This window comes from Bordetella sp. 15P40C-2, from assembly GCF_009763235.1.
GTDB lineage: Bacteria > Pseudomonadota > Gammaproteobacteria > Burkholderiales > Burkholderiaceae_B > Bordetella_A.
This window is the reverse complement of the sequence record NZ_WSJA01000016.1, coordinates 16,165-28,630: the sequence shown is the minus strand read 5'-3', so window position 1 is coordinate 28,630 and position 12,466 is coordinate 16,165. Positions and strand designations below refer to the sequence as shown.

Genomic DNA, 12,466 nt, shown 5'->3' with positions numbered 1-12,466 from the left:
CGCCCCACCCCGTCTCCCCGCAAATCAGCCGAAAGAAACCCCAAAACTCACCCATTTGCCCCCACACCCAATTCGGCGTACATTTAAATCCACGTTTGCTGGTTTGCCGATATGCGGGCCGACTGTGCAAACAGGCAATACCTTGCGCCATATGTTCGATATCCTCGTTTATCTGTTCGAAAACTACTACACCCCGCAAGCCTGTCCCGCGGCAGACATCCTGGCCAAGCGCCTGGCGGCAGCTGGTTTCGAGCACGAAGACATAGACGACGCCCTCGGCTGGCTGTATGGCTTGGCCGAAACCACCGAGCGCTGCGTCGATCTGGCCCAAGTGCCCAGCACTGGCACTCGCATCTACACCGATTCCGAATACCGTCAGCTGGGCTCCGAGTCCATCGGCTTCATCGCATTCCTCGAATCCGCTGGCGTGCTGCCCGCGCCCTTGCGTGAAATCGTCATCGACCGCGCCTTGGCCGCGCCGGAGACCCCCGTGCCGCTCGATCAGATGAAAATCATCGCGCTCATGGTCCTCTGGAGCCAGGAAGCCGAAATCGACAACTTGGTCCTCGAAGAACTGCTCGATGACGAGGGCAGCCGCCGGCTCCACTGAGTTGTGACCTACGTCGGTCGTTTCGCGCCGAGTCCCAGCGGTCCATTACATCTGGGTTCCTTAGTCGCCGCCCTGGCCAGCTGGCTCGATGCCCGCGCCCACGGCGGCCGCTGGCTGCTGCGCATCGAAGACGTGGATACGCCGCGCACCGTGCCGGGTGCCGCCGAGACCATCATGTCCCAGCTGCGCGCCCTCGGCCTGCATTGGGATGGCGACATCGTCTGGCAGTCCCAACGTGGCGAGGCCTATCAACAAGCATTTGATGCGCTCGCGCAACGTGGTCTGATCTATGGCTGCGGCTGCACCCGTCGTGAAATCGCCGACTCCGCCCTGCGCGGCGGCTACACCAATGCCGATGGCGAGCGTCCCTATACCGGCACCTGCCGCGCCGGACTGGCCCCAGGCCGTCAAGCCCGCGCGTGGCGGCTACGCGTGCCCCCCGGCGTGGAAACCTTTACCGATCGCTGGCTCGGCCCACAGCAGCAGGACGTCGAACATGCCGTGGGCGACTTCGTGCTCAAACGCGCAGACGGTTTATGGGCCTATCAGCTTGCCGTTGTCGTAGATGACGCCGCGCAGGGCGTCACCGATATCGTGCGCGGCGCGGACCTGCTCAGCTCCACCGCGCGTCAGCGTGTCCTCGCCCGCCTGCTGGGCGCGCAGCCTCCGCGTGTCATGCACGTACCCCTGGTCACCGACCCCGAAAGTGGTCTGAAACTGTCCAAGCAGAACGGTGCGCCGGCGCTGGATACCCGCCAGCCAATGTTGATGCTGGAGCAGGCGTGGCGGGCGCTCGGCTTCGCGCCGGTACAAGTCGCCACCCCCGAAAAATTCCTGCAACGCGCGACCTTGCTGTGGGCGCGGCGCTTTGTGCGGCACGCCGCCTAAGGACACGCCGGACTTCGTTCGCCTGCATCGATTCCGGTCCCGCTAATCCGACACTCGCGCACCGTACCAAGCCGCACAAAACACTAAAGCGGCTGCCGGTCACCATCCAGCAATCGCACCAACAGCGCAGTGCCATCGTCGCCCACGCGCAACTCGCCATAGCGAGCATTCGCGTAACGATCGGCCTGCCCCTCCGAAAAGAAATAAGCATTGGTCACCATGCGCACATCGCCATTGCGAATCCGGTACCGCAACGCGACTTCCTCCCGGTTTAGCGGCGTCGCGTCCTCCTGCGTACGCACCTTCAGTCCCAGGCCGTCGCCATTCAAGGCCAGAACGACATATCCATCGTCCGTCAGATCGTGCGCGGCACTATCCCAGCGCGGCCGTAGCGAATCCGCGACGGCGAAGTTCAGCGCCATATAGTCGCCCTGCATCAACGATCTGGGATCCACGGGCGCCAGTTCCAGGATCACGACTCGCCCTTGCGCCAGCAGTGTTTCGCGTTGCCAAATCGTGGCGTTCACCACCGCGAGGATCAGTCCCAAGCCCGCCAACATGCCAACCGTACGCCAACGCAAGGCCGAAGAGGCGGGAGCCACGCGTACGGCGCCGGGCACCTCAATCGTCTTCATCCAACGCGGCACCCAGTACACAAGCGCGCGCAGGCAAAACAACAACAACGCCGCGCCGCCCAGCCACAAGGCTTTATCGATCAGCGGCACCTGCAGTTGGTAGTAGTAAAACATCACATACCCGAGTAGACCCACGACGCCCAGCGTCGTCAGTCGTGCGTCCCTCAGTCCGTAACCCAGCAGCAACCACGCCAGCGCGAAGGCCACGCCCGGACTCGGCAACCAGAACAGGGCCAACAACAGCAACCCCAACGGCGTACCCCACACCACGCCGCTCGTCAGCACGGCACGGCGCGGCCATAGCACCACCAGCGCGCAGACCGCCGGTAGCAACACCCCGGCCACGACGATGACCGCAAACAGCGCCTCACCCTGCCACAACGCGGCTAAGTGCGTGATTGTTGCGCCGCCCACCATTCCCACCGTCAGCTGCACCGCCAACGCGAAGGCCCAGGCCAACGGACGCAAGGCGACCCAGCGGCCTTGCGCCGGTAACGCCACGTGTTGAGGTTCTGGGAACGAACCTAGCCCAGCTTCCCGGATGCCCACCCCCGTCCAGACCGGGCGGTACCCCAGATAAAAAGCAATCGCCGCCGCCCATGCCCCGACGACCTCTACCGGCAGCCACACCCGCGTCGATAGCCCGTTGTCATCCCATAACGTCCACAGCAGTTCTTCATTCGCCATCCCCGGCAGCCACTGCAATGCGATGAGCCCGCTCAACGCCAGCGCAATAAGTCCCGCCGTCAAGAACCGCAGCAGCACATCCCGCCCAAAGGCGTAGACCAACGCGCCCACGACGAGCAGACAAAACCAAACGCCGGTATGAAGCTCATAAGTCGCGTCCCCAAACAGCAAGGCGAACCACACCAGCAGCTGGCCGCCAAAACCCATCGCCGTCAGGCACTGGCTCCAGAATAAGCGGGTGCTCACCCGCAAGCCCGTCACGGCGAGTCCGCAAAGCACCAGCCCGCTGACTAAAGCTCCCTCGGTGGACTCCACCCAGGCCACCGCCACCAGGAAAAGCAGCAGCAGCAATGTCGCCAGCCAGGCGCTTAAGGCGAGTAACCCTTGCACATACCACGGTGCGGCAAGGGGAGCGGGAATGTCTGGGGTACCCGCCGCTGGCAGGGTTGCCGCCAGGCGCCGCAGCCAGCCCGCCGCCACCACCGCCTCGGCGATCAAGATCGCCGCGAGCGCGAGCGCCACCCAGGGCCCGTTGGCGACGTCCAACCACCATTCACCCACGATGCGCAGCGACATCACGATCACACCAGCGGCCAGGATCGCCAACGCGACCAGATCACGGCGCACACGCTGGTAGTAAAAACCCAGGCCCACCGTTACCACGGCCCATACCCAAGTCAGGCTGGACCCCAAGCCGTAATAATTCGGGGCCGACAGGAATTGTGTCGCCAACAGCAACCCCAGCGCCCCGGCTAGCAATAGCCTCGGCCCGATCCGCATGCTCGCGCCCGCACGCCGGCCCGCGACTTCCCAGCCAGCCAGAAAGAGCAGATTCACCAGTACCAAGGGCAAAAATTGTTCGCCGTCTCTCGCAGCCAGCCAAAACACATGCCCGTCCCAGGTATAGAGCAAGCCGGCGACGTTGACCACACCCATCCACAGCAGCCACACCACCTGCGTCCTGCCCACCAGCGCCCACGGCAGCAGCAGACCGGCCCAGACGGCAAACAATTCCCAGGTATCAGCCCCGGTCTGATACGTTTGCCCCAGCAGCGCCAACAACGCGCCCAACAGCAGCCCGGCCAGCGCCAATAACGCAGAAGGCGCATACTGACGGGCGTCGTCAACGGCCCGCCACCGCCAGCCAGACCCTGCGGCGGCGAGCACGCAAATTGCGAGCAGCCCCTGCGCGCCAATGAAACGCTGCGTTTTTGTCACACTGTCCCAATTTGCCGCGACGGCGCAAATGACTGCGGATCCCAGCAGCCAGATCCCCAGCCAAAGGGTGTTTCGGGCCAGAAATTGCCGCCACGCATGTAACTCATATTGCTGTCGAATTTCCGACTTGACTTGCATGTGGCGAATCTCCCCTCGTATCATCCGCGCTACACCGGCGGGTCTGCCGCCACTGGATACCCATGAGCAAAACGCTGATTATTGCCGAGAAACCCTCGGTGGCCCTTGATATCTCGCGCGCCCTAGGAGGCTTCGTGCGCGAGGGGGACTATTTTGAAAGTGAACGTTACGTGCTGTCTTCCAGCATCGGACATTTGCTGGGGCTGGTCGCGCCCAACGATCCCGTCAAAGGGAAGTGGAGCTTTACGCACCTGCCCGTGATCCCGCCAGCCTTTGAGCTCGGCCCGGCCGATAAAAAATCCGCCGAACGCCTGAAGCTCCTGGTCAAACTCGCCAAGCGCAAGGACGTCGACGGCCTGATCAACGCCTGTGACGCCGGGCGCGAGGGTGAACTGATTTTCCGCTACATCATTCAGTACGCCGGGGTGAAAAAGCCGATCAAACGGCTGTGGCTGCAGTCCATGACGCAGGCCGCCATCCGCGAAGCGTTCGAGAATCTGCGCGATGACGCCCAGCTCAAACCGCTGGAGGCCGCCGCCCGCTCGCGCGCCGAGGCCGACTGGCTGGTGGGCATTAACGGCACGCGCGCCATGACGGCGTTCAACAGCAAGGACGGCGGTTTCTTTAAAACGCCCGTCGGACGCGTGCAGACGCCGACGCTGGCGATTGTGGCCGAGCGCGAGGAACGTATCCGCCGCTTCGTGTCCCGTGACTACTGGGAAGTCCACGCGACCTTTGTCGCCGCCGCGGGTCTCTATCAGGGCCGCTGGATCGATCCGGATTTCAAGAAAGACGAACGCGATCCGGAAAAGCGCGATTCGCGCCTCTGGTCGCTGGCGGCTGCACAAAGTGTAGTGGCCGCGTGTCGCGAACAGCCCGGTCAAGTCACGGAAGAGTCCAAGCCCTCGACCCAGATGTCGCCGGCCCTGTACGACCTGACCTCGCTGCAACGCGAGGCCAACGGCCGTTTTGGTTTTTCCGCCAAAACCACGCTGGCACTGGCGCAGACCCTGTACGAACGCCATAAAGCACTGACCTATCCGCGTACCGATTCGCGCTACCTGCCCGAGGATTACGTGGGCACGGTGCGCCAGACCATGCAGGCGCTGGCCCAAGGCGGCTCGAACGCCGTGGGCGGCCTGTCGCGTCACGCAGGCACCGTCATAGAGCAGAACTGGGTCAAACCCAATCGTCGCATCTTCGACAATAAAAAGGTCTCCGATCACTTTGCCATCATCCCCACGCTGCAAATCCCGCACGATCTGAGCGAGGCCGAGGGCAAGCTTTACGATCTGGTGTTAAAGCGTTTCCTGGCCGTGTTTTTCCCGCCGGCCGAGTACCGCGTCACCACGCGCTTGACCGAAGTGCAGGGTCATCGCTTCAAGACCGAGGGCAAAGTGCTGGTGTCGCCGGGCTGGCTGGCCGTCTACGGCAAGGAAGCGCAAGGCGAAGACGCCAACCTCGTGCCGGTGGGCGACAACGAGACCGTGCGCACCGAGGATGTCGAGGCCGTGGGTCTGGCCACCAAGCCGCCGGCGCGCTACACCGAAGCCACGCTGCTGTCGGCCATGGAAGGCGCGGGCAAGCTGGTCGACGATGAAGAGCTACGCGAAGCCATGTCCGAGCGCGGCCTGGGCACGCCGGCCACGCGCGCGGGCATCATCGAAGGTTTGCTAGGCGAAGGCTACCTGCGCCGCGAGGGCAGGGAACTTGTTCCGACCGCCAAGGCGCGCCAGTTGATGACGCTATTGGCGGGTTTGGACGTGACCGAACTCACCTCGCCCGAACTCACGGGCGAATGGGAGCACAAGCTCAAGCAGATCGAGCAGGGCGGTTTGAACCGCGAGGCCTTCATGCGCGAAATCGCGCAAATGACCCAGGTCATCGTCAAGCGCGCCAAGGAATACGAGCGCGACACCGTGCCCGGCGACTATGCCACCTTGACAACCCCATGTCCCAAATGCGGCGGCGTGGTCAAGGAAAACTATCGCCGTTTCGCTTGCACGAACTGCGACTTCTCCATCGGCAAGCACCCGGGTGGGCGCACGTTCGAACTGCCGGAAGTCGAAGAGCTGCTGGCCAAGCGCGAGATCGGTCCCTTGCAGGGCTTTATCAGCAAGATGGGCCGTCCGTTCGCCGCCATCTTGCGGCTCAGCGACGAAAACAAGCTCGAATTCGACTTCGGCCAGAACGACGAAGACGACAACGAAGCGGTGGACTTTACGGGACACACGCCGGTGGGCGGCTGCCCCAAGTGCCACGCGAATGTCTTTGAGCATGGCTTGAGCTACGTGTGCGAGAAATCGGTGGGCCCGGAAAAGTCCTGCGACTTCCGTTCGGGCAAGATCATTTTGCAGCAGGAGATCTCGCGCGAGCAGATGCACAAACTGCTGACGAATGGCCGTACCGATCTGCTAGATGGATTCGTCTCCAGCCGCACCAATCGCAAGTTCAAGGCGTTCTTGGTGCGTCAGCCCGACGGCAAGATCGGCTTTGAGTTCGAGCCGCGCGCGGCGAAACCGGGACGCGCGCCGGCCAAGACGGCGACAAAGACGGCAAGCAAAACCGCCGCCAAGTCAGCGGCCAAGAAAGCGGCGCCCAAAAAAGCCGCCGCCAAAAAGGCCGCGACGAAGAAGACCGCCGCCAAGAAAGCCGCTGCCAAAACGGCAAGCTGACGAGGCTGGGTCGGCAGCCGGGTTATCCCCTATCGTATGACCCGGCTCACATCATTAAAAAGACCGTGGAAATCCCACGGTCTTTCAACATTTGCAGTATCGTTTCGCAAAATAATTTCGTACAACAACTCTCGAGGATGACATGCAGCGCTCGCAAACAGGTGCCTTTTCCCGCCGCCAGTTTCTGGCCTCTACCGCCGCCATCGCCGGCACCAGCCTCATCGGCGCGCCCGCTTTTGCGCAAGCCAAGCTCGGCAAAGCCGTATTCGGTTTGGGTAGCATCGATCCGTTTTTCTCCGCCGCGTATGTGGCGTTCAAAAAAGGCTACTTTGGTGAAGGCGGCCTCGAAGTTGAGTACCTGAATTCGCAAAGCGGTCCGCGCACCATGCAGATGCTGGCGGCCGGGCAAATCCAGTTTGGCGCCACCGCCGCGACCGCCGCTCCTGCGTTGACCTTGGCGGGTAAACCCGCGAGCCTGATCTTCGGTTTCGATCGCAAGCTCACCTACGCCAACGTGATCGTGCGCCGCGAGGACTACGAGAGCGGCAAAATCAAATCGCTCAAAGACTTGGCCGGCAAGCGCGTCGGCGCCACGCAGCCGCAGTCCGTGACCTGGCTGATGGCGGTTTACCTCATGCAGCAGGCCGGCATCGCCGATAAAGTCGATGTGCGTCCGCTGGGCGATTTGGCCACCATGCTGGGCGCGCTGAAAACGGGCTCGGTATCGGCCAGCATGGCCACCATGTCGATGATGGAGCAAGCCAAGGCCGAAGGCTGGGGCGTGCCGATTTTCGACGCCACCACCGAAGCCGCGTGGAATGAATTCATGGGCGGCGACGTGCCCGGCATCGCCGCGCTGACGCTGCAAGACACCATCCAGAAACGCCCCGAAGTCGTGCAGGCGTTCGTCACCGCGCTGGTAAAGGCTCAGAACTTCATCACCGATCACAGCGTGCAGGAAATCACCGACACGATCTACGATGACTACCTGAACGCCTTCCCGCGCCCGGCCATCGAGAAAACGCTGACGATTTATAAAGACACCGTTTTCCTCAAGGACAACATCATCACGCCGGCCGCCTACGACCGCATGATCTCCATCATGGGCGACGACCGCCAGTTCTCGAACGAAGAGCTCAAGCGCGTGCCGTATGCCCAATGCGTGGACATGTCCTTCGTGGAACGCGCGCGCAAAGCGGCCTGATGCAGCACGCAGGACGTGAAACAACGATGATTGAAATCTCCGAGGTTGGCAAGGCCTATCAGGGGCGCGCCGGGACGGTTCATGCGATCGGTAACGTCTCGCTTTCCATTGCGGAAGGCGAGTTCGTTTCCATCGTAGGACCGTCCGGCTGCGGCAAGAGCACGCTGCTGAACATGATCGCGGGCTTTCTAGCGCCCACCACCGGCACCATCCGCGTGGCGGGCGAGTTGGTCAACGGACAGGTACCGCCGGCGTTAGGCTATATCTTTCAGAAAGACACGCTATTGCCCTGGTACACCGTGCGCAAGAACGTGGCGCTCGGCTTGAAGTTCCAGGGCGTGGACCCGGCGCGGATCGAACGCCGTGTCGTCGAGCTACTGGAATTGGGGCATCTCACCGGCTTTGGCGATGCCTATCCGCATCAGTTATCGGGCGGCATGCGGCGGCGCGTGGCGCTCTTGATGAGTCTGGCGGTCGAGCCACGCATCCTGCTGCTGGACGAGCCCTTCGGCGCGCTGGACACGCACACCAAGACGCACCTGCATCGCGAGCTGATCGAGATCTGGCGCAAGCTCGGGCAGACCGTTGTGATGGTGACGCACGATCTGGATGAAGCCATCACACTGTCTGATCGCGTCATCGTGCTATCGGGTCCACCCAGCCGTGTCCTGCTCGATGAACGCATCACCATCCCGCATCCCCGTGATGTCTTTGTATTGCGCGAGACGCCACAGTTTGTCTCGCACGTTCAAAGTCTATGGAGCGTGCTGGGCGAACAATTCCGTGCCGCGGCCTAGCGCCGCCGAGTATTCATGACTGCAATCGACGCTTCTTCCTTGCAGGATCAACTGCAACAAGACCGCCGCGCGCAAGTGCGGCGACGGCTGCGCATCACCGCCTGGCAGCTGCTGATCCTCGCCACCATCATCGGCGGCTGGCAGATTTTGACCAGCATTCCGTGGTTCGCGCAGAACACGATCTTCGATCCGTTCTTTATCAGCCAGCCGTCGCGCATCGCCGCGCGATTATGGGAATGGCTGCAGCCCGGCCCGCGCTCGGTATGGCCGCATCTATGGCTCACGCTGGAGGCAACCCTGGTCGGCCTGGTCGTGGGCGTAGGCAGCGGATTTATCGTGGGCATGGTGCTTAGCCGAAGCCGGATGTTGGCCGACATCTTCAATCCGTTTATCGTGGCCTTTAACTCCATGCCGCGTATCGCGTTCGTGCCGCTGATCACCATGTTCTTTGGTTTGGGGCTGGCATCGAAAGTCGTGACCTCGTGGTTCGTGGTGTTCTTCCTGGTGTTCTTCAACACCTATAAAGGCGGACGCAGCGTGGAACGCGAACTCGTGGATTTCTGCCGCACGCTGGGCGGATCGCCGCGTCAGATCTTGTGGCGCGTGCGCGTGCCCACCGCTGCCGCATGGACGTTTGCCGCGCTGCCCAATGCGATCAGCTTTGCGTTGATTGGTGTGGTGCTCGCGGAATTCGTTGGATCAACTACCGGCATGGGGTACTTGATGGTGACGGCGCTCGCTACGTTGAATGCCACCGACATGTTCGCGGCGGTCACGCTGCTGTCGGTCGTAGGCATCGCGCTGGTGTACGCTGTCACATGGCTTGAGCGCAGGCTACTGCATTGGGCCCCGGAGTTCCGCGAATAATTTTGCCGAGACTTTCCCGACCGCATCATGACGACGAACACCCTCGCTAACCAGGCTTTCCTCCAGCAGTTTTCGCTGGCCGGTCAGGTTGCGCTCATCACCGGCTCTGCACGCGGGCTAGGCCTGTGTATGGCCTGCGCCATGGCCGCGAGCGGCGCCCATGTGCTGATCAACGGCCGCAATCCCGAAGCCACCGAATCCGCGGCCCGGGCGCTGCGCGATGAGGGTTTGACGGCGACAACGCTGGCGTTCGATGTTGGTGACGACGACGCGGTCACGCGCGCCTTTGAACAGATCGACGCGGATTTCGGTCGTCTGGACATCCTCGTCAACAACGTGGGCGCCCGCAATCGTCAGACGCTGCAAACCATCACTGCCGCCGAGATCCGCGCCCTCATCGAAACGGATCTGGTCGCCAGCATGCTGATATCCAAACATGCCGCCGCGCGCATGGTGAAACAAAAGTCGGGCCGCATCATCACCATCACCTCGGTTGCCGGTGAATTAGCGCGTGCGGGTGACGCCGTATACCCGGCCGCCAAGCAAGGCTTGACCGGCATGATGCGCGCGTTAGCGGCGGAGCTGGGCCCATTGGGCATCACCAGCAACGCCATCGCTCCCGGGACCTTCGCCACCGAAACCAACACTGCGATGGTCAAGGACCCGGAAGTCTTTCAACGCATGGCGCATCGCAATCCCATGGGCCGTTGGGGGCGTCCGGAAGAAATCGCTGGCGCGGCGGTCTTTCTGGCTTCGCCCGCCGCTTCCTACGTCAATGGTCAGGTACTGGCCGTGGACGGAGGTTTATCCATTCTGTTTTAGCTGCCCGGTAGCCACGCCGGCATTATCTGCAACGACACATTTGAGGTTCACAGGCATGAAGCAGCATTTCATCGATAACCGTTCCGTTCCTGGCAGCTCCGGCGAGACCATTCCTGTCATCGATCCGTCCACGGGCCAGGAATACGACACCATCCCGCGCGGCAATGCCGCCGACATCGATCTGGCGGTCCGCGCGGCGCGCAAGGCATTTGACGAAGGCGCCTGGGGCAAGCTCACCGCCGCCGAGCGTGGTCGTCTGATGTTGAAACTCTCGCTGAAGATCCTCGACCATGTCGACGAACTGACCGAGATCGAATCACGTGACTGCGGCAAGCCCACCAAGCAAGCCCGCGCCGATGTGATCGCAATCGCCCGGTATTTCGAGTTCTATGGCGGTGCAGCGGATAAGCTGCATGGTGAGACCTTGCCCTATCAAAATGGCTACACCGTCCTGACGCTGCGCGAGCCGCATGGCGTGACTGGCCACGTGGTGCCTTGGAACTATCCGCTGCAGATCTTCGGTCGCAGCGTGGGCGGCGCACTGGCAGCAGGTAATGCCTGCGTGGTGAAACCCGCCGAAGACGCCTGCCTGTCGCTGTTACGCGTGGCGGAACTGGCCGCCGATGTGGGCTTTCCGCCGGGCGCCATCAACATCGTGACGGGCTACGGCCACGAAGCGGGCGACGCGTTGACGCGTCATCCTGGCATCGACCACATTTCGTTCACCGGCTCGCCGCGCATTGGCGTATTGGTCACGCAGACCGCCGCGGAACGTCACGTCCCGGTCACGCTGGAACTGGGCGGCAAATCGCCGCAGATCGTGTTCGCTGACGCCGACATCGATGCACTGATTCCGGTCGCCGTCAACGCCATCGTGCAGAACGCGGGCCAGACCTGCTCCGCAGGCAGCCGTCTGCTGATCGAGCGCAGCGCCTATGAACGCGTGCTGGAACGCCTCTCAGAGGCCTTCTCGGCCTTGCGCACGGGCTCGGCAACGATGGATTTGGATTGCGGCCCGCTGATCCGCAAGACGCAGCTGGAACGCGTACAAAGCTTCCTGAAATCCGCCGAGCAAGATGGCATCACGACAGCCGCGCAAGGCAAAATCGCCGACGGCGCGCCTGCTGATGGTTATTACCAAGCGCCAACTCTGCTGCGCGATGTGCCGGTGGACCATCGCTTGGCGCAGGAGGAAGTCTTTGGCCCGGTTCTGGCCGCCATGCCGTTCGAGGACGAAGCCGACGCGGTTCGCATCGCCAACGCCACGGAATACGGCCTGGCCGCCAGCGTCTGGACGCGCGATGGCGGACGCCAACTGCGCATCGCTCGCAAGGTTCGCAGCGGGCAGGTGTTCATCAACAACTATGGCGCGGGCGGCGGGATTGAGTTGCCCTTTGGCGGCGTGAAAGCCAGCGGGCATGGGCGTGAGAAAGGGTTTGAGGCGCTGTATGGATTTACGGTGCTGAAGACGATCTCTATCAAGCACGATTGATGGTGCGTTGATGCGGTCGTGATACGGTCGGCTCCTGAAATGCGGGATTTGCTGCGTTCGGGGGCTGATCGTGTTGGGGTGCTTGCTGCTTTTGTGGGAGCGGGGGGGATAGATGGGACGCTGTTCGTTCTTAAGGCGCCGGCGTACGGTGCCCGTAGGCGTCACCGGCCCTATCGCCGCGACTCGGCCCATGAGCAGGGGCCTCGGCCTCGCTGCGCGAGGCTAAATCGCGGCTCAACGGGCCGGTGACGCCTACGGGCACCGCACGCCGGCTCATGATGTGCGCTGATGAAGGGCCTGCACTAATGGCGGTCCCAAAAACGGTTTGCTTTGCGAGCAATGTGCTGGCCTACGCATGCCCCCACTGTGAGTGCCGCGGGGTTGCCCTTGGCCACGCGGGCCTTTTGAGCGGCGGGAAGTCCCCGAAGGGGAC

The 12,466-nt window shown here is 62.5% G+C and carries 9 protein-coding genes; 8 read left to right on the top strand and 1 reads right to left on the bottom strand.

Annotated features, from left to right (window positions below; all coding sequences use genetic code 11):
* Nucleotides 1-151 precede the first annotated feature (151 nt).
* Both GOQ25_RS07210 and gluQRS read left to right on the top strand, forming a co-directional pair.
* Nucleotides 152-610 carry a DUF494 family protein gene (locus GOQ25_RS07210; protein ID WP_160349789.1) on the top strand — a complete coding sequence of 153 codons (459 nt, stop codon included), beginning with the start codon at nt 152-154 and terminating at the stop codon, nt 608-610.
* 3 nt (nt 611-613) lie between these two features.
* On the top strand, nt 614-1,498 hold the full coding sequence (gene gluQRS, locus GOQ25_RS07205) for a tRNA glutamyl-Q(34) synthetase GluQRS (protein WP_160349788.1): 885 nt from the start codon (nt 614-616) through the stop codon (nt 1,496-1,498).
* A gap of 83 nt (nt 1,499-1,581) precedes the next feature.
* Here gluQRS and GOQ25_RS07200 read toward each other — a convergent pair whose 3' ends face one another.
* Nucleotides 1,582-4,176: a GDYXXLXY domain-containing protein gene (locus tag GOQ25_RS07200; RefSeq protein ID WP_160349787.1), complete on the bottom strand. Its 2,595-nt coding sequence runs from the start codon at nt 4,174-4,176 to the stop codon at nt 1,582-1,584.
* Nucleotides 4,177-4,238: 62 nt separating this feature from the next.
* On the opposite strand from GOQ25_RS07200, the gene GOQ25_RS07195 reads away from it, so the two are divergent.
* From GOQ25_RS07195 to GOQ25_RS07170, 6 genes are all read left to right on the top strand, one after another.
* On the top strand, nt 4,239-6,851 hold the full coding sequence (locus tag GOQ25_RS07195; protein ID WP_160349786.1) for a DNA topoisomerase III: 2,613 nt from the start codon (nt 4,239-4,241) through the stop codon (nt 6,849-6,851).
* Between the two features lie 142 nt (nt 6,852-6,993).
* Nucleotides 6,994-8,055 carry an ABC transporter substrate-binding protein gene (locus GOQ25_RS07190; protein WP_160349785.1) on the top strand — a complete coding sequence of 354 codons (1,062 nt, stop codon included), beginning with the start codon at nt 6,994-6,996 and terminating at the stop codon, nt 8,053-8,055.
* 26 nt (nt 8,056-8,081) lie between these two features.
* Nucleotides 8,082-8,852, top strand: a complete 771-nt coding sequence (locus GOQ25_RS07185) for an ABC transporter ATP-binding protein (RefSeq protein ID WP_160349784.1) — start codon at nt 8,082-8,084, stop codon at nt 8,850-8,852.
* Between the two features lie 15 nt (nt 8,853-8,867).
* Entirely contained in the window at nt 8,868-9,719 is an 852-nt protein-coding gene (locus tag GOQ25_RS07180; protein WP_160349783.1) for an ABC transporter permease, read from the top strand.
* Nucleotides 9,720-9,746: 27 nt separating this feature from the next.
* Entirely contained in the window at nt 9,747-10,541 is a 795-nt protein-coding gene (locus tag GOQ25_RS07175) for an SDR family oxidoreductase (RefSeq protein WP_160349782.1), read from the top strand.
* 55 nt (nt 10,542-10,596) lie between these two features.
* The gene (locus GOQ25_RS07170; protein WP_160349781.1) at nt 10,597-12,033 is read left to right on the top strand and encodes an aldehyde dehydrogenase family protein; all 1,437 of its coding nucleotides are present in this window, start codon (nt 10,597-10,599) and stop codon (nt 12,031-12,033) included.
* The last annotated feature ends 433 nt before the right edge of the window (nt 12,034-12,466 follow it).